At 60.6% G+C, this 17,957-nt stretch carries 13 protein-coding genes; all 13 read left to right on the top strand.

Annotated features, from left to right (window positions below; all coding sequences use genetic code 11):
- Positions 1 to 213: 213 nt before the first annotated feature.
- The 13 genes from QK293_RS12995 (at position 214) to QK293_RS13055 (ending at position 17,952) form a co-directional block, all read left to right on the top strand.
- Entirely contained in the window at positions 214 to 723 is a 510-nt protein-coding gene (locus tag QK293_RS12995; RefSeq protein WP_282377670.1) for a sigma-70 family RNA polymerase sigma factor, read from the top strand.
- Positions 720 to 1,670: a FecR domain-containing protein gene (locus tag QK293_RS13000; protein ID WP_282377671.1), complete on the top strand. Its 951-nt coding sequence runs from the start codon at positions 720 to 722 to the stop codon at positions 1,668 to 1,670. The genes QK293_RS12995 and QK293_RS13000 overlap by 4 nt, the downstream gene beginning before the upstream one ends.
- A gap of 67 nt (positions 1,671 to 1,737) precedes the next feature.
- A complete protein-coding gene (locus tag QK293_RS13005) occupies positions 1,738 to 4,161 on the top strand; it encodes a TonB-dependent receptor (RefSeq protein WP_282377672.1) in 2,424 nt (807 codons plus the stop codon).
- Between the two features lie 355 nt (positions 4,162 to 4,516).
- Positions 4,517 to 5,893 (top strand): diaminobutyrate--2-oxoglutarate transaminase, encoded by a 1,377-nt coding sequence (locus QK293_RS13010; protein ID WP_282377755.1) that lies wholly within the window; start codon positions 4,517 to 4,519, stop codon positions 5,891 to 5,893.
- Between the two features lie 213 nt (positions 5,894 to 6,106).
- The gene (locus QK293_RS13015) at positions 6,107 to 7,891 is read left to right on the top strand and encodes an IucA/IucC family protein (RefSeq protein WP_282377673.1); all 1,785 of its coding nucleotides are present in this window, start codon (positions 6,107 to 6,109) and stop codon (positions 7,889 to 7,891) included.
- Entirely contained in the window at positions 7,884 to 9,095 is a 1,212-nt protein-coding gene (locus QK293_RS13020) for a type III PLP-dependent enzyme (RefSeq protein ID WP_282377674.1), read from the top strand. The genes QK293_RS13015 and QK293_RS13020 overlap by 8 nt, the downstream gene beginning before the upstream one ends.
- The gene (locus QK293_RS13025; RefSeq protein ID WP_282377756.1) at positions 9,092 to 10,519 is read left to right on the top strand and encodes a DHA2 family efflux MFS transporter permease subunit; all 1,428 of its coding nucleotides are present in this window, start codon (positions 9,092 to 9,094) and stop codon (positions 10,517 to 10,519) included. Before QK293_RS13020 ends, QK293_RS13025 begins: the two co-directional genes overlap by 4 nt.
- 19 nt (positions 10,520 to 10,538) lie before the next feature.
- The gene (locus QK293_RS13030) at positions 10,539 to 12,410 is read left to right on the top strand and encodes an IucA/IucC family protein (protein WP_282377675.1); all 1,872 of its coding nucleotides are present in this window, start codon (positions 10,539 to 10,541) and stop codon (positions 12,408 to 12,410) included.
- Positions 12,404 to 13,177 (top strand): aldolase/citrate lyase family protein, encoded by a 774-nt coding sequence (locus QK293_RS13035; protein ID WP_282377676.1) that lies wholly within the window; start codon positions 12,404 to 12,406, stop codon positions 13,175 to 13,177. Before QK293_RS13030 ends, QK293_RS13035 begins: the two co-directional genes overlap by 7 nt.
- A gap of 4 nt (positions 13,178 to 13,181) precedes the next feature.
- The gene (locus tag QK293_RS13040; RefSeq protein WP_282377677.1) at positions 13,182 to 15,029 is read left to right on the top strand and encodes an IucA/IucC family protein; all 1,848 of its coding nucleotides are present in this window, start codon (positions 13,182 to 13,184) and stop codon (positions 15,027 to 15,029) included.
- A complete protein-coding gene (locus QK293_RS13045) occupies positions 15,019 to 15,942 on the top strand; it encodes an iron-siderophore ABC transporter substrate-binding protein (RefSeq protein WP_282377678.1) in 924 nt (307 codons plus the stop codon). Before QK293_RS13040 ends, QK293_RS13045 begins: the two co-directional genes overlap by 11 nt.
- Complete coding sequence (locus QK293_RS13050; RefSeq protein WP_282377679.1) at positions 15,939 to 16,928, top strand: iron ABC transporter permease; 990 nt, start codon at positions 15,939 to 15,941, stop codon at positions 16,926 to 16,928. Before QK293_RS13045 ends, QK293_RS13050 begins: the two co-directional genes overlap by 4 nt.
- The gene (locus QK293_RS13055; RefSeq protein WP_282377680.1) at positions 16,921 to 17,952 is read left to right on the top strand and encodes an iron ABC transporter permease; all 1,032 of its coding nucleotides are present in this window, start codon (positions 16,921 to 16,923) and stop codon (positions 17,950 to 17,952) included. Before QK293_RS13050 ends, QK293_RS13055 begins: the two co-directional genes overlap by 8 nt.
- The last annotated feature ends 5 nt before the right edge of the window (positions 17,953 to 17,957 follow it).

Genomic DNA, 17,957 nt, shown 5'->3' on the forward strand with positions numbered 1-17,957 from the left:
CGGATGTGCAATAAGTTCTGACTCTACCTTATGATTTCCTTCAATAACGCGCAGCCTCGACTCCCCGGCGCCTGCGTGGCCGAAATGCCTGTCCGTCATTCATTTATTCACGTTTTTCCTGGGTGCAAAACGCACAAAGGGCTTGGTTTGAAGTCTCAACATTAATTAGAATGAGTCGCATTTAAAATATTTCTTCGCGCAGGGTTCCTTTAGATGAGTGATGCAGCGATGCCGACGGGGCAAACCTTCCACGACCTGTACCGCGACCATCGTGGCTGGCTCGAAAGTTGGTTGAGGCGACGCATGAGCAATGGCCATGATGCGGCGGACTTGAGCCAGGATACGTTCGCGCGGGTACTCGCCAGCTCCCAGCGCATTGCCGACCTGCAAGAACCACGCGCCTATCTGGCGACAGTCGGCAAGCGGCTGCTGACCAACTTCTACAAGCGTCGCAGCCTGGAGCAGGCTTACCTCGATGCCCTGGCGCTGTTGCCGGAGGACTGCGTGCCGTCGCCCGAGCAGCGCTGGTTGCTTTTGGAAACCCTGCAGGCCCTGGATGAACTGCTCGATGGATTGGCGACAGCGGTGCGACGGGCATTTCTCTGGAGCCAGTTGGAAGGCCTGGGTTATCACGAAATTGCCGAGCGCCTGCAAGTTTCTGAGCGCACGATCAAGCGCTACATGGCCCAAGCCTACGAACATTGTCTGTTGGTGGAATTGTGATCGGTTCGGCACCTTCGGCGGAAGCACGGCAAGTCGTGCGGGCTGCCGCTCGATGGCTGGCACTCATGGAGTCAGGCGCTGCCAATGAGCGTGATTGTGCCAATCTGCAGCACTGGCGTGACAGTCATCCCGGTCACGAACAGGCCTGGCAGAAAGCTCAACTCTTGCGCCAACGATTTGCCGACCTGCCGTCGGCACTGGCCATGGCCAGTCTGGATCGTCCGCAGGCGAGTCGGCGCACGGTGCTCAAACGTGCCGTAGGGGCGGTGGCGCTGGTGCCGACCGCCTGGCTGATCAGTCGGCAGTTACCTCTGGATGTCTGGAGCGCCGACCTGCGGACCGCGACCGGGGAGGGCAAAAAAGTCCAGTTGGCCGATGGCAGCTCGTTGCAATTGAACACTGCGAGTGCCGTCGATATCGACCTGAAGAACCGGCGACTTAAACTCGTGGAAGGCGAGCTAGCGCTGAATGTGCCCGGGACCTTGCCGCTGACGATTCAGACCCACTTCGGGCAAGTGGTCGTCAGTCAGAGCGAAGTGTGTGTTCGTCAGGGGCAGACGAGCTGCAAGGTCTCGGTGCTTAAGGGCACGGTGCAGTTGCAGCCATTGCACGGACCGGTCTTTTCATTGCGCGCCGGCCAGCAAGTCAGCCTTCAGGCAATGGACGCGGGAGCCGTAGAGCCTTTCGATGTGCTTGCCCCAGGCTGGCGGGACGGTGTGCTGATGGCGCAGAACCAGCCCTTGGGCGATTTTCTGCGCGAACTCAGCACCTATCGTCCGGGCGTGCTGCGCTGGGCGCCGGAACTCGAATCACTGCAAGTCACCGGCAGTTTCCGCCTGGAAGACACCGATCGCATCCTGACGTTATTGGCGGCCAGCTTGCCGCTGGAGGTGCATAGGCGAACCCGTTATTGGGTTACGTTGCTGCCGCGTAAAAATATTGTCTGAGGTGTGTCCCCTTTTTTCGCGTCGGTTGTCATTCAAGGCAAGTGAAACTAAATCAGAGAGATTCTCAATGCCCGTAGTGATGCCCTGCAGTAAGCGTCTGGGTTCTTCCAGGCTGCGCCCGTTGTTGCACTTGAGTCTGTTGTTGAGTCTGAGTGCCTGTCCGTTGTTTATCACAGCCGGTTGGGCCGAAGACGCGCCACGACGCAGTTATCAGGTGCCGGCTGGAAGCCTTAGCGCAGCACTGACCCGTTTCGCCGGGTTGGCCGGGGTCAATCTGTCAGTGGATCCGGCTCTGGTGGGTGGACGCACCAGCCCTGGTCTTTCCGGCGAATACGCGGTCGAGGAGGGCTTCGCCCGACTGTTGCAGGGCTCCGGTCTGCAACTGCAGCCGGTGGGTGAACAGGCGTACATCCTGACCCCGGCGCCAGAAGGCGGCAGCCTGCAACTGGGCGCCACCTCGATTCTCGGTGCCACTGACTCGGCTGACGGCGATCCGTATGCCGGCGGCCAGGTCGCGCGCCGCGGTTCGCAAGGTTTGCTGGGCTCGCGAGACTTTATGGAAACGCCGTTCAGCATGACCACTTACACCAGCGAGGCGGTCAAAAACCAGCAGGCTCGTACCCTGGGCGACCTGATTGCCAGCGATCCCTCGGTTCGCGCCACCAACCCGGCGGGAGGGCGCTATGAGCAGTTCACCATTCGAGGGTTGAGCCTGTTCAACAGTGATGTCGCCTACAACGGTCTCTACGGCGTCCTGCCGACCTATACGATCGACATGGAGATGGCCGACCGCGTCGACGTCATCAAAGGCCCGAGCCAGCTCATTAACGGCATCTCGCCGCGGGGCAGCGTGGGTGGCGGGATCAACGTGGTGCCCAAGCGCGCGACCGACAAGCCCATCACTTCGTTCACCGGCAGTTACGCTTCCGACAGTCAGGTCGGTGGGGCCGTGGATGTCGGCCGGCGCTTCGGTGAGGACAACAAGTTCGGTCTTCGTTTCAACGGCGTCAAGCAGTCCGGCGATACCGAATGGGATCACCAGAATGTCGACCGCGAGATGGCGGTGCTGGGCCTGGATTTTCGCGGTGAACGCCTGCGGCTCTCGACGGATATCGGGCGTACTGAGCGTGATACCGACGCCCCGCAGGAGCGCGTGCAGGTTGGCGCCAACGCGCAGGTTCCGCATGCCAGCGATGTCCGCCACAACTATGCGCAGCCTTGGAGCAAGGCGAGTACCAACGACACGTTCGGCACGGTAAACGGCGAATTCGATGTCAACGACTCCGTCATGCTGTACGGCGGAGTAGGCGCGCGCAAAAGTAACCATGACTTCCTCCGGCATGCCGTTGCGGTCACCAACGACGCTGGCGCTTTCAGCGTTCAGCCGCGTGACTTCACCCGCGACGAAAATGTCCGGACGGCCACGGCAGGGGTGCGCAACTGGTTTCATACCGGCCCGGTGAGCCATGAAGTCAACCTGGCCGCCAGCTATTTCTACATGGACTTCGAGAATGGCGGTGCCCGTTATGCCGCAGCCCGCAGCAACCTCTACGACCCCGTGGAAACACCAACGCCTGTCAGACCCACGCGACAGGATTCGCAGGTCTATACCGAGAACCGCTCCAGCGGCGTGGCGTTGTCCGACACCTTGGGTTTCTTCGATGACCGGCTGCTGTTGACCCTCGGTGCCCGCTGGCAGCGCGTGAAGGTTGACGACTGGTCCGATAATGTCAAAGGCGACACCGCCTACGATGAAGAAAAGGTCTCGCCGTCGGGCGGCATCCTGTTCAAGGCGACCGATAAGTTGTCGCTGTATGCCAACTACATGGAAGGCCTGAGCCAGGGCAAGATTGCGCCGTCGACCTCGGTCAACGAGGACGAGATCTTCCCGCCGTTCATCAGCCGCCAGGTCGAGGTCGGCGCCAAGTATGACGCGGGTGCGTTCGCCGTCACCGCCGCCGTGTTCCGGATCAAGCAGCCGGCCTACGAGACCAACGCCACGACGCGGGTCTTCGGCCCGAACGGCAAGCGTGAGAACACGGGTGTGGAACTGAGTGTGTTCGGTGAACCGCTCGATGGTTTCCGCCTGCTCGGCGGTGTCATGTACATCGACAGCGAGTTGGCCAACACCACCAACGGCACCTTCGATGGCAACCGTGCGCCTGCCACGCCGAAATACAACGTCAACCTGGGCGCCGAGTGGGATGTGCCGACCGTACAGGGCCTGACCCTGACCAGCCGCGGCATCTATTCCAGCTCGCAGTATCTGGACCAGTCCAACAACAAGGAAATCGACTCCTGGGAGCGTTTCGACGTGGGCGCACGCTACGCGTTCAAGGTCGAAGAAAAGAACATCACCCTGCGTGCCAATGTCGAGAACGTAGCGGACAAGCGCTACTGGAGTTCGGCCGGGGCCTCGGATGACAGCGAGCCTGGCTTGACGCTGTCGACCCCGCGCACCTACCTCCTTTCGGCGACTGTCGACTTCTGATTCACCTGTGTCATGCGCCCCAGGGACCGGGGCGCCGTCGTTGGGCCATGACCTGATTCGTATGGAGGAAGGACATATGCACACCCTCAATTAATGAACAATCAAGACACTTGCGTATAAGTCGCTATCTGTCGGTAGCCAATACAGAAGTTGTCAGTTGCATTGCAAGATCATGGCTAGATCATGGCACTTCCGGAATTTATACCAGGTTTATTAACTTGGTTTTTTGCGTGCCTGATTATTATTAAAATAGTCAAAATCGCTATATGTAAATTTCCAAATAGGTTGTAAGAATTAGTTGCAACGATTTGTTAATGAGAATAAGTTGCATATCGAATTTAACGAGGGTGAAGCGATGTTGAATGATGGCGTATTGCACTCTAATCCTTTGCAAAAAACCAATGCCGACTATTTGGCTCGACAAAGCAAGTTCGAATCTAATGTGCGCAGTTATCCACGCAAGTTACCGCTGGCAATCGCTAAGGCGCACGGGCTCTGGGTCACCGACGTCGAAGGCAACATCTACCTCGACTGCCTGGCCGGCGCCGGCACGTTGGCCCTGGGGCACAATCACCCGGCCATCATGGCCAGCCTCGACAGTTTTCTCGCCTCAGGCCTGCCGATGCACACCCTGGACCTGACCACCGCGGTCAAGGACGCTTTCAGCGAAACCTTGCTCAGCCTGTTGCCGAACCAAGGCCGTGATTACTGCCTGCAATTTTGCGGGCCGTCCGGGGCGGATGCAGTGGAGGCCGCGCTGAAGCTGGCCAAGACCTACACCGGGCGCAACAACATCATCAGTTTCTCCGGGGCCTACCATGGCATGACCCACGGCGCCTTGGCCCTGACCGGCAACACCGCGCCGAAAAATGCCATCGCCAGCCTGATGCCCGGGGTGCAGTTCATGCCGTACCCCCACGAATACCGGTGCCCGCTGGGCATTGGCGGTGAGGCCGGGGTCGAGGCCTTGACCCACTATTTCACCCAGTTCATCGAAGACGTCGAAAGCGGCGTGTCACTGCCGGCGGCGGTGATCCTTGAAGCGGTGCAGGGTGAGGGCGGGGTCAACTGTGCCCCAGCGAGCTGGCTGCGGGCGATCCGCGAGGTGACGCGCAAGCACGGAATTCTGCTGATCCTCGACGAAGTGCAGACCGGTTTCGCACGCACCGGCAAGATGTTTGCCTTCGAACACGCCGACATCGAGCCGGACCTGATCGTCATGTCCAAGGCGGTCGGTGGCGGTTTGCCCATGGCGGTGCTGGGCATCCGTCGTGAATTCGACGCCTGGGAGCCAGGCAACCACGCCGGCACCTTCCGCGGCAACCAGATGGCCATGGCCGCCGGGCTGGCCACGTTGCAGGTGCTGCAACAGCAAAACTTCGCCGCCCAGGCCGAGCGCCGTGGCCAGTGGCTCAAGGACCGACTGGTCGAGTTGCAGGCGCATTATCCAGCTCTTGGCCAAGTGCGCGGTCGCGGCCTGATGCTGGGCATCGAGATCGTCGACGAGCGCCAGCCGGCTGATCGCCACGGGCATTTCCCGATGGACCCGGCGCTGGCCGTGGCCATTCAGCAACAGTGCTTCAAACAAGGCCTGTTGCTGGAACGCGGCGGGCGTAAGGGCAATGTCATTCGCTTGTTGCCGCCATTGATTATCGACGATGAGCAATGCCAGCAAGTGATCCAGCGTGTTGATAACGCCGTGGCGGCAGCTTTATTGCAATTGCGCCCTTGAATGAAACAGTCGAAGTTACGTTAATACCTCGCCGAGTTGCAGTTTTATGGCATTGGCTCAAGTAACTTTGATCGTCGTTCGATTATTTAAAAGGTTCAGCGAAGTGATGTCGTTAGGTGGGGGTCTGTCGGCTGTTAATTAGGTCGGCCAGCAACTAATTTTCTTCCGCGATATAACGTATTCAGTGACCTCACGGGCTACTGTGGAGCACCCATGAATCATCCAGATCGCAGTGTTTTATCGACTATGGTCAGTGAGTTGGCGACGACGCGTGCGTTGCTTAATTGTTTGATCAAAGAGTTCGCCTTGCCGGAAAACTGCCTCCGTTACAGTTGGCCGACGCAGATGCAAGGTATCGCCCCGGGCAGTTACCTTGAGGGCCTGGAATGGAGGGGCATTCCCCTGACCATCAACCTGCCCAACCAGCAGCAGTTCTTTGTGATGGTGGACCGTCGTGATGGCCTTGGCAGCCATCGTTATCTGTCGGACGTCTATGCCCGGCGCGGTGAGGGCGACTGGTCGTGCCTGAGGTTTGCCGAGTTCGTCGAGCAGTTGCTCACGGCTTGCGAACACATGACCCGCGCCAGCAACGACGAGTTGCTGGATCAGGTGTTGCAAAGCCAGTTACTGACCGCGGCCATCATCGCCCACAACATGGACGGCCAGCACCCGGCACCGCTCAGCGGTTACCTGGCCAGCGAGCAGGGCTTGTGGTTCGGTCATCCGAACCATCCGGCACCCAAGGCGCGCCTGTGGCCAGCTCATCTGGCCCAGGAAACCTATGCCCCGGAATTCCAGGCCCGCACGCCGTTGCACCTGTTCGAAGTGCCGCTGGAAGGATTGAACGTCGGGGCCAACGGCCTGAGCAAAGCCCAAGTGCTGGCCGGTTTTGCCGATCAAGCGCAGGCGCGGCCAGGGCACGCGGTTATCTGCATGCATCCGGTACAGGCCCAGCTGTTCATGCAGGATGGCCGGGTTCAGCGTCTATTGAAATCCGCGGCCATCGTCGACCTCGGCGCCACCGGGTTGATGGCCAACCCCACGGCGTCCATCCGTACCTGGTACATCGAGGGCCATGAGTTCTTCATCAAGGGCTCGCTGAACGTGCGCATCACCAATTGCGTCAGGAAAAACGCCTGGTACGAACTGGAAAGCGCACTGATGATCGACCGCATCTTTCGTAACCTGCAACTGACCCGGCCTGAAACTCTTGGCGGGCTCTCGGTGGTGGCCGAACCAGGTATTCTGAGCTGGGCGCCGCAACAGGCCAGCGAAGCCGATAACCATTGGTTTCGCGAACAGACCGGGGCGATCCTGCGGGAGAACTTCTGCCTCGACACCGGCACCGATTGCAGCATCATGGCCGGTACGTTGTTCGCTCGCGGCCTGCATTTACCGCCGTTGGTGCATGAGTTCCTGAGCCGGTTCAACGGCAACGACATTCACGACCAACAGCTGTTGAGCTGGTTCGACGACTATCAGGCGCTGTTGCTACGGCCGGTGCTGGCGCTGTTCTTCAACCACGGCATCGTGATGGAGCCGCATTTGCAGAATAGCGTGCTGGTGCATGACAACGGTCGTCCACAACGCTTGCTACTGCGGGATTTCGAAGGGGTCAAACTGACCGACGAACTGGGTGCTTCCCGGATCGACGCGGACGTTCATCCACGGGTGCGTGAGTCGCTGCTCTATTCCCGCCAGCAAGGTTGGGATCGCATCGTTTATTGCCTGTTCGTCAACAACTTGTCCGAGGCTGTGCTGGCCCTGAGCTGGGAGCGTCCGCACCTGGCGCCGCTGATGTGGCAACGGGTCGAGCAGCAATTGATCAGCATCCGCGCCGAATTGACCCGCGCTGCGCCGGAGCTGGATGCACTGATCGCCGGTGAGCCGATTGCCTGCAAAACCAACCTTAAGGTCCGCTTGGCGGCCAAGGCCGATCGCCAGGCCGGTTACGTCAGCCTGGTGTCCCCGTGGGGCAAGGAGGCCAAGCATGGATAAATTGCCCGCAATGGTTGTGGCCGCCATCGACCAAGCCCGCACGCAGCACGAAGATCCGTTGGCGCTGTTCATCTACGACCTGGACGCGCTTAAACAGCACGTGACGCAGGTGATGGCGGCGCTCCCCGAAGGCGTGGAGCTTTACTACGCCATCAAGGCCAACAGTGAACCGCAGATAGTGTCCGCCGTGGCGCCATTGGTGCACGGGTTCGAGATTTCCTCCGGCGGTGAGATCGATCGACTCCAGGCCTGCCCGACGCGCAAGCCGTTCATCTTCTCCGGCCCCGGCAAACTGGATTCCGATCTGCGTTCGGCGCTGCAACATCAGGTCGAAGCGATTCACATCGAAAGTCTGAATGAAATCGTCCGTCTGCAGCGGCTGGCACTGGAAGCGGGGCGCGTGCAAGACGTATTGCTGCGGATCAACCCCGAACTGCCGTCGCCGCTGTCCAGCAAACTGGCGATGGCCGGCACGGCCACCCCGTTCGGGATCGATGAGTCGGAACTGGCCCAGGCGGTCAGTTGGGTCGATAACGCCAGCCACCTGCGGCTCAAGGGCTTCCATGTGCATGCGATGTCTCATCAGTCGCTGGTGGAACGGCATGAACAATTGCTTGATCTGTATCTGCAGCGCTGGCCGCAATGGAAGGCGTTGTCGGCCAATCCCACGGCGATCACCCACCTCAATGTGGGCGGTGGCATCGGTGTCAATTACCTCGGGGCGCAGCAATTCGACTGGCAGCGCCTGTGCGCGCATTTGGGGCAGAGCCTTGCAGCCTGTGTCGATGCGCCCATCGTGCGCTTTGAGCCCGGTCGTTTCATCAGCGCCTTCTGCGGCTACTACGCCATTGAAGTGCTGGATAAGAAAACCAGTCACGGCAAGCACTTCCTGGTCTGCCGGGGCGGCACCCATCAGTTCCGTTTGCCGGTAGCCCAGGGACATGATCACCCGGTCATTCATCTGCCCAGGCATCAAGCAACACCCGGCGCGTTGCATCAGGACTGGACCGTGGTCGGGCAACTCTGTACGCCCAAGGATGTGCTGAGCCGGGATTGCCCGCTGACGGGCGTCGAAGTCGGCGACATGCTGGTGCTGCCGCTGGCCGGTGCCTATGGCTACAACATTTCCCATGCCGATTTCCTCTGTCATCCGCGACCACCGCAGGTGTTTGTACAAGAAGCCGGAGTCGCCCCGTGGGATTGACGTTTGCCGTGCCGCGTTGGTTGGTGGTGGTCAATGTGTTGTTGGGCACGCTGACGGTCAGCCTGAACAACAGCTCGCTCAACCCGGCGTTGCCGGCATTCATGGAGGCCTTTGAGATCGGCCCGCTGTTGGCCACCTGGATTGTGGCTGCGTTCATGGTGAGCATGGGCATGACCATGCCCCTCACCAGTTTTCTCAGCCAGCGGGTGGGGCGTAAATCCCTCTATTTGTGGGGCGTGGCGTTGTTTGTCTGCGGTTCGTTGCTCGGGGCGCTGGCCAACTCCATCGCACTGGTGATTACCGCGCGCGTGGTGCAAGGCATCGCCAGCGGGCTGATGATTCCGCTGTCGCTGGCGATCATTTTTTCGGTGTACGCCAAGGGCGAGCGGGGCAGGGTCACTGGCCTATGGGGCGCGGCGGTCATGCTGGCACCGGCATTGGGACCCTTGTGCGGCAGCCTGATGCTGGAGTGGTTCAGTTGGCGCTCGCTGTTCCTGATGAATGTGCCCATTGGCCTGCTGGCGCTGATCCTGGGTGTCGGTGTGCTTCCGGCCTCTGAAGCGTCAGAGCGCAAACCTTTCGACCTGGCGGGTTACCTGTTGATCGCGACGGGCATCGGCCTGCTGATGATCGCCGTTGGCCGTCTGCGCCACGCTGAAGCCCTCACTGATCCTCTCAACCTTGGCATGCTGGTGGCGGCGATCCTGTGTCTGGTCGCGTTTGTACGACTGGAACTCAACCGGACTTCGCCATTGCTCAACCTGCGCATCTTTGCCCTGCGCGGTTATCGCTTGAGCGTGATCATCGCCGTGGTGCAGTCGGTGGGCATGTTCGAATGTCTGGTGCTGCTGCCGCTGCTGGTGCAAGTGGTGATGGGTTACAGCGCTATCTGGACCGGCTTGTCGCTGCTGTGCACGGCGATGTTCGCCAGCCTGTTCGGGCATCTCGGCGGCAAGTGGCTGGACCGCCACGGCCCGCGCGGAGTGGTGCTATGGGGGATGCTGCTGACCGGGGGCGCCACGCTGGGATTGGGCATGCTGGGGGTTGGCGCTTCAATCGGTATGGTGTTTTTTCTGATGATGGTCCGCGGCGCCGGGCTGGGCCTGTCCTATATCCCCATCACCACCGCCGGGCTTGATGCGCTGCCTGAACCGATGGTCACTCAGGGCGCGGCGATGAACAACATTTCCCGTCGTCTCGTCTCGTCACTGGCCATCGTGATTGCCTCGCTCTGGCTGGAGTTTCGCCTGGCCGACGATTCGGCGGGCGGCATTGTTTCGGTGGCAACCCCGGGGGCGATCAGCGAGGTCTTCATGGCCACCGGCATTCTCATTCTGCTGGCATTGCCCTGTGCCTGGCGTTTTCCAGTTCCCGCATCCGACGAGTCGGCCGAGGCACTTCCCTCAGCCCTCGAACACCGTTAATTCTTTCATGGACAAGGTTATGACTATGGCGACCTCTTCACAGGCAACACATCAGGCTGCGGATTCAGCGCCAGGCGTCTGGCTGGCGACGGCCGATCCGCGCCACTATCAGCACGTGGAGCAGCGCGTGGTGGGCCAACTGCTGCAAACGCTGCTGTATGAAAACGTCCTGCCGTATCGCCATTCACCCCTCGATGGTGGCCAGCACCGTTTTGTCGTCAGCGGCCTCGATGCGCAGCAACAACCGGTGGAGTACCACTGCAGTGGATTGCTCAGCACCAGCTTCGAGCTGATCCGCCTCGACTACGCCAGTATCGAGCGTGTAGATGCATTGGGCGCGCGCAGCCGGCCGCACCTTCATCGGGCATTGGCGGAGCTGTTGAGCGAACTTCAGGACAGCCCGCATCTGCCACGCTTCACCCATGAGCTTGAACAAACGCTGCTCAAGGATCTGCAATCGCGCAGTCAGGGTTATCGTGCGGCCAAGCCGTCGCATCAACTGGACGTCGATGCCCTGGAACAGCACTTCATGGACGCCCACAGCTATCACCCTTGCTACAAATCGCGCATCGGTTTCTCGCTCAAGGACAACGCCAGTTACGGGCCGGAATTTGCCGCGCCCATCGCCATTGTCTGGCTGGCCGTGGCCAAGTCCTGCGGGGCGATGAACATCTCGCGGCACCTGGATTACGACGGGTTTATCCAGCAGGAATTCGGACTTCAGCGCTGGCAGCAACTGGCTGAGAGTCTCACCGACCAAGGCAAGTCGATGGGCGATTACTGGCTAATGCCGGTGCACCCGTGGCAGTGGGAAAACGTCATCGTTCCAGTGTTCTACCCAGAACTGGTCAGCGGCGAGGTGATCTATCTGGGCACCACGGATGATCGCTATCAGGCGCAGCAATCGATCCGCACCCTGGCCAATGTCACTGAAAAAAAGCGGCCTTACGTCAAGCTCGCGCTGAGCATGACCAATACCTCCAGTACCCGAATTCTGGCCCGGCATACGGTGATGAACGGCCCGATCATCACCGACTGGTTGCAGCAGTTGATCGGCAGCGACAGCACCGCCCGTGATCTTGGTTTTGTGATTCTCGGAGAGGTGGTCGGCGTCAGTTTTGACTACGATCACCTGCCCGCCACGCGGATGTCCCAGGCCTACGGCACGATGGGCACCCTGTGGCGCGAGAGCATTCACCAGTACCTGCAAGACGATGAGCAAGCGGTGCCGTTCAATGGCTTGAGTTCCGTGGACAATCGCTACGGACCGGGGGAACAAACCCCGTTCATCGATGCCTGGATCGCTCAATACGGCCTGCACGCCTGGACCCGTCAACTGTTGCAGGTGGCGGTGTCGCCGATCATTCACATGCTCTACGCCGAAGGCATCGGCATGGAATCCCATGGGCAGAACATCGTCCTGATCGTGAAGCAGGGCTGGCCGCAACGTATTGCCCTGAAAGACTTCCACGACGGCGTGCGCTATTCACCGCAGCACTTGGGGCGCGCCGATTTGTGCCCGACCTTGGTGCCGCTGCCCGCCAGCCACGCCAAGCTCAACCGCAACTCGTTCATCCTCACCGACGACCTGGATGCAGTCCGGGATTTTTCCTGTGATTCGTTCTTTTTCATTGCCCTGGCCGAGATGGCGATCTTCCTGCATCAGCACTATCAGCTGGAAGAAGCCCTGTTCTGGCAGATGACTGCCGAGGTGATCAGCGCTTACCAAGTCGAACATCCGCAACACCGCCCGCGTTATGCAGCGTTTGATGTCTTCGCGCCTTTCTATGAAGTGGAAGAGCTGACCAAGCGCCGCCTGCTGGGCGACGGCGAACGTCGTTTCAAATCGGTGCCGAATCCGCTGCACGCGTTCCGGCCGCAATCATGCTGAGGACCAATCTGCTCAAGCAGAAGCTCAGAACAGGTGAGCCGGTCTACGGCCTGATCAGCTCGATTCCGTCGCCAGCGGCCGTCGAACTGATTGCCGAGGCCGGTTTCGATTTTGTGATCATCGATATGGAACACGTGCTGATCAATCCCGAGACCGTGGAGAACATGATTCGCACCGCCGAGAGTTACGCGATCACTCCGCTGGTGCGGGTGGCGGACCTCAACCCGAAAACCCTGCTGCGCCTGCTCGATGGCGGCGCTCAGGGCATTGTGTTGCCGATGATCGAAAGCCCTGAAGCCTTGACCGAGAGCATTCGCGCCTGCAAATACCATCCGCAGGGCACCCGCAGCCTGAATGCCGGGCGCCCCGGCGCTTTTGGCAAACACAGCCTGGCGGAATACGTCGCGCTGGCCAACGAGCAGGTCATGATCGTGGCGATGATCGAAAGCGCCGAAGGTGTGCGGCGGACGGCAGAGATTGCCGCGGTGCCTGGCCTGGACATGATTCTGGAAGGGGCTGCCGATTTATCGCAATCGATGGGCATGCCCTGGCAGATCGACCGGCCCGAGGTGCAGCAAGCGCTGCTCTCCAGTTGGCAGGCAGCCAGCGCCGCGGGTGTGCCGTACTGCGCGATTCCACGCCAGGCAGGCGACCACGAACGGTGGTTGGCGCGGGGCGTAAAAAGCTTTGTTTTGGGTGACGAGCGTGGCATCGCTTTTCGTGCCCTCCAGGCCAGATTGGCCGCCACTTCAGCAGAAGGAAAATAATCGGATGAACTTCACCGCAATGGCCGCCGACAGGGTGATGCAGGATCTGGTCGATTGTTTGCTGGCCGAACATTTTTTTGGTACCGAGCCGCTGAACCTGGTGGCGCCCTCGTCATCGGCCGATCAGCCGTTTACGGGGTTGAGCGCCGGGCAGCGGATCTGGGAATGGCCCAGCGAACCGCAGGGTTGCATCGTCATTGCCCTGCGTCCCGGTATTACCCAGCAATGGGAAAAAGTACCAGGCACGCCGGTATGGGCTCGACAGAATGACCAACTGACCGCGCTGTCACCCGAGACCTTCACGACCCAGGTGTTGGCAGGGATGACCGATCGCTACCCGGACAATGAAAAAGGCTTCGCCCTGTTCCTGGATGTATTGCGCACCAGCGTCAGGCAAACCGAGTTGTCCCTGACCCATCGGGTTGACAGCGAACACTTGCTGGAAAAGAGCAATGCGGGCTTTTTCCTGGCGATGGAACAGTGGGCTTCGCTGCGTGATCGTCCCTACCACCCGCTGGCCAAAGCCAAGCAGGGTTTGAGCGAAACCGAATATCAGCAGTATCAGGCGGAATTTGCTCGTCCGGTGGCGCTCAATTGGGTCGCGGTCGACCGCACGTTGCTGCAATGTGGCGACGGTGTGGCGGACCTGGCGCAGTGTTATCCCGCCCACTACCTGTTGCCGCCGCTGTTGCAGGCCAACTTGCAACAAGAGCTGCAGCAACGGGGCATTGCCCAGAGCCACGTCGCGCTGCCGGTGCACCCATGGCAGTTCGAACACGTGCTGGAGGCGCAACTCGGCGATGCCTTCGCCAAGGGTGACTGCCATCGACTGGACTTCACCGAGGGCGATTTCTTCGCCACCTCGTCGTTGCGCTCGATGACCCCGTGCTTCAACAGTGCCGATTACCTCAAGTTGCCCATGGCGATCTATTCGCTGGGCGCTTCGCGTTATCTGCCCGCCGTAAAAATGATCAACGGCGGCTTGAGCGAGGCGTTGTTGCGTCAGGCACTGAGCAAAGATCAAACGCTGCAGCAGTCGCTGCACCTGTGCGACGAAACCAAATGGTGGGCATTCATGCCGCCGGACGCGACGCTGTTCGACGAAGCGCCGCGCCACCTGTCGGCCATGGTTCGCGGCTATCCATCCGCGCTGCTGGAAGATCCGGACACCCGACTGGTGCCCATGGCCGCGTTGGGCACACCGCTGCCGGGCAGCAACCAGCACTTTTTCGATGACTGGATGGCCTACCGCCAACTGCCGGCCAACGCCGCGTCGGTGATGACGCTGTTCCGCGAGCTGTGCCACAGCTTCTTCGATATCAACCTGAGAATGTTCCGCATCGGCATGCTGGGGGAAATTCACGGGCAGAATGCAGTGCTGGTGTGGAAGGCGGGTTACGCGCAGGGCCTGCTGTTGCGCGATCACGATTCGTTGCGCATCTTTGTGCCGTGGCTGGAACGCAACGGCCTGGCCGACCCGGCTTACCGGTTGAAGAAGGGGCACGCCAACACGCTGTACCACGAGCGCCCTGAAGACCTGCTGTTCTGGTTGCAGACCCTGGGTATTCAGGTCAACGTCCGCGCCATCATCGATACGCTGGCTGAGGTCTACGCATTGCCGGCGACCGGATTGTGGAAGGCGATGGGCGAAGTGCTCAACGAGTTGATCGACACCATCGGGTTTGACGCCGAGGCGCGGATCATGATCAAGCACCAGCTGTTCGAATCGCCGCACTGGCCGCAGAAATTGCTGCTCACTCCGATGATCGAACGTGCGGGTGGCCCTGGCAGCATGCCGTTTGGCAAAGGGCAGGTGGTCAATCCGTTTCACAGGCTCGATCGTGAAACCTGAGCCACGACGTGATCCCTCCAGGCGCACGCTGTTGCGCCTGTCCCTGGGGGCGCTCGCCCTCAGGTTTTCCGCGCCGGCGTGGGCTGCGGCCGACGCCGTGCCGTTGCGGGTGATCACCCTGTTTCAGGGAGCCACCGACTGCGCCGTGGTGTTGGGCGTGACCCCGTGTGGCGTGGTTGATTCCTGGAGCGAAAAACCGACCTATCGCTATTTGCGCGCAGCACTGGGTGCTGTGCCCCATGTTGGGCTGGAAACCCAGCCCAGTCTTGAGGACATCGCGCAGCTCAAACCGGACGTGATTATTGCCTCGCGCTATCGCCATGAACGCATTGCGCCATTACTCAAGCAGATCGCCCCGCTGCTGATGCTGGATGAGGTGTTTGAGTTCAAAAAGACCCTGGCGCTGATGGGCGCCGCCTTACGCCAGCAACAGAGGGCCGACGAAATTCTGAACCGATGGCAGCAGCGCGTGGCACAGCTGGGCGAGCAACTGCAGCAGACATTTGCCGGACGCTGGCCACCCACGGTGTCGATTCTGGATATCCGCGAAGACCACATCCGTAGCTATCTGCCGGCCAGTTTCCCGGGCTCCGTGCTCAGCGAACTGGGCTTCAACTGGAGTGACAGCAGCCGGAAGGCGAGCGGGGTATCGATCAAGCTCACCAGCAAGGAGAGCCTTGCCGTGGTGAATGCCGACATCTTTTTTGTTTTCCTGCGCGGGCAGAACGCGGCGGTGCAGCGTAACTACGAGAGTCTGGTGCAACACCCGCTGTGGAAGCAGATGCGTGCCCCGCAGCAAGAGCAGGTGTGGCAGGTCGATGGCGTCGCGTGGAGTCTGTCGGGCGGGATGTTGGGGGCGAACCTGATGCTCAACGACGTTGCCCGCGTGGCTGCGGCGCAGGTGAGCTCATGAGCCCCGGTGTAAAACTGTGCGGCGCGGGTGTCGTGTTGCTGCTGAGCTGCGTGTTAAGCCTGGCGGTCGGTGCCACCTGGATTCCACTGCCACAGATTGCCGCGGCGTTTGTCCATCCCGACCCGTTGAGTATCAGTCATGTACTGGTGACCACTACGCGTCTGTCGCGCACCTTGATGGCGATTTCCGTAGGCGCCAGTCTCGCGGTCGCGGGCGCCTTGATGCAGGCACTGACGCGCAATCCATTGGCATCACCCGGACTGTTCGGGATCAGTGCCGGTGCGACCTTTTCTATCATCCTGTTTTCCTCGATCTTCTTGCTGTCATCCCCGGATGCCTGGCTAGGGTGTGCGTTCATTGGCGCTGCCGTGGCGGGTTGTCTGGTGTGGCTGATCGGTAACATGGGGCAAGGCAGTCTCAGTCCGCTGCGCATCGTGCTGGCGGGTGCGGCGATTGCCGCGTTGTTCTCCGCTTGCAGCCAGGCGCTGCTGGTGGTGAATCAGGATGGCCTGGACACGGTGCTGTTCTGGCTGGCCGGTTCGTTGACCGAACGCAACCTATCGAGCGCCGCACCCTTGTTGCTGACTGATGTGTTCGGGTTGTCGGGTGCGCTGTTGCTGGCTGGCCAGGTCAACGTACTGAACGCCGGGGAAGAGATTGCCACGGGCCTGGGGCAGCGAACCGGCCTGATCCGGCTGCTGATGAGCGTGCTGGTGATCTGTCTCGCAGGCAGCGCGGTGGCGTTGGCCGGTAGCATCGGTTTCATCGGTCTGCTGGTACCGCACATGGTGCGCAAGGGGTTATCCATTGACCATCGCTGGTTGCTGCCTGGATGTGCGCTGCTCGGCGCCATTCTGCTGCTGTTGGCGGATACGCTGTCGCGGGTATTGATCCTGCCGCAGGAGGTACCGGTGGGGGTGATGACGGCGCTGTTCGGCGCACCGTTCTTCATTATGTTGGCCCGGCGTGGAGGCCGTTATGGATAAGGTGGTGACCTGGCGCCGAGGCGGGTATTCCCGGCGGGTCAATCTCTCCACATGGTGGCGGCTGGCGGCGGCCCTGGTGCTGACGGTGCTGGTGATGCTCGGCTCGTTGTCGCTGGGGAAAGTCATCCTCTCGCCCCTCGAGGTGATGCGAATCCTGTTTTCCAGTCAGGACGCCAGCCTGACGTTGATCGTCGAGCAACTGCGTTTTCCACGCATTGTGCTGGCGGCGCTGGTGGGGGCTGCGTTGTCAGTGTCCGGGTTGATCCTGCAAAGCATTATCCGCAACCCGCTGGCATCGCCCGACCTGCTCGGCATCACCAGCGGTGCCAGCGCCGCCGCCGTGCTTTACCTGTCGTTCTTGTCCGCGACGCTGGGGCAACAGTTTCTGCCCCTGGCCGCGATGCTCGGTGCGGCTCTGGCGACGCTGGCCATTTATTTGCTGGCCTGGAAGCGGGGGACTTCACCGCTGCGGCTGGTGCTGATCGGTGTGGGCGTCTCGGCGATGTTGACGGCCGCGACCACGTTCATCCTGGTCTTCAGTCCGCTGACCACCACCCTGTCTGCCTACGTTTGGCTGACTGGCAGCGTATACGGCGCCAGTTGGCCCGAACCGCTGGCGCTGGCGGGCTGGTTGTTGGGCATTTGTCCGCTGCTGGTGCTGTTGGCCCGTCAGGTGATGGTGCAACAGCTGGATGACAACTTGGCCCAGGGCATCGGCGTGCGCGTGCAATGGCTGCGGGCCGGTTTGTTGCTGGTCAGTGTGGCGTTGGCCGGTGCAGCCATTGCCTGGGGTGGGGCGATCGCGTTTGTCGGGCTAATTGCGCCGCATATTGCCAAACGTCTGGTGGCACCTGGTTTCGGTGGACAGGCCGTGATGGCGGCCCTGGTCGGGGCAAGCCTGGTCATGCTGGCGGATTTGGTCGGGCGCACGCTGTTCTTGCCCCTGGATCTACCGGCCGGCATCTTTGTCGCGGTACTGGGCACACCCTTTTTTCTCTATTTGTTGATTAAACAACGTCATTAAGGAAT

The organism is Pseudomonas sp. AL03 (assembly GCF_029960815.1).
GTDB lineage: Bacteria > Pseudomonadota > Gammaproteobacteria > Pseudomonadales > Pseudomonadaceae > Aquipseudomonas.

Bases quoted from the DNA above. Each gene is read 5' to 3' on its own strand.
- QK293_RS12995 (WP_282377670.1), top strand. From the start codon at position 214: ATGAGTGATGCAGCGATGCCGACGGGGCAAACCTTCCACGACCTGTAC.
- QK293_RS13005 (WP_282377672.1), top strand. From the start codon at position 1,738: ATGCCCGTAGTGATGCCCTGCAGTAAGCGTCTGGGTTCTTCCAGGCTG.
- QK293_RS13010 (WP_282377755.1), top strand. From the start codon at position 4,517: ATGTTGAATGATGGCGTATTGCACTCTAATCCTTTGCAAAAAACCAAT.
- QK293_RS13015 (WP_282377673.1), top strand. From the start codon at position 6,107: ATGAATCATCCAGATCGCAGTGTTTTATCGACTATGGTCAGTGAGTTG.
- QK293_RS13020 (WP_282377674.1), top strand. From the start codon at position 7,884: ATGGATAAATTGCCCGCAATGGTTGTGGCCGCCATCGACCAAGCCCGC.
- QK293_RS13030 (WP_282377675.1), top strand. From the start codon at position 10,539: ATGACTATGGCGACCTCTTCACAGGCAACACATCAGGCTGCGGATTCA.
- QK293_RS13035 (WP_282377676.1), top strand. From the start codon at position 12,404: ATGCTGAGGACCAATCTGCTCAAGCAGAAGCTCAGAACAGGTGAGCCG.
- QK293_RS13040 (WP_282377677.1), top strand. From the start codon at position 13,182: ATGAACTTCACCGCAATGGCCGCCGACAGGGTGATGCAGGATCTGGTC.
- QK293_RS13050 (WP_282377679.1), top strand. From the start codon at position 15,939: ATGAGCCCCGGTGTAAAACTGTGCGGCGCGGGTGTCGTGTTGCTGCTG.
- QK293_RS13055 (WP_282377680.1), top strand. From the start codon at position 16,921: ATGGATAAGGTGGTGACCTGGCGCCGAGGCGGGTATTCCCGGCGGGTC.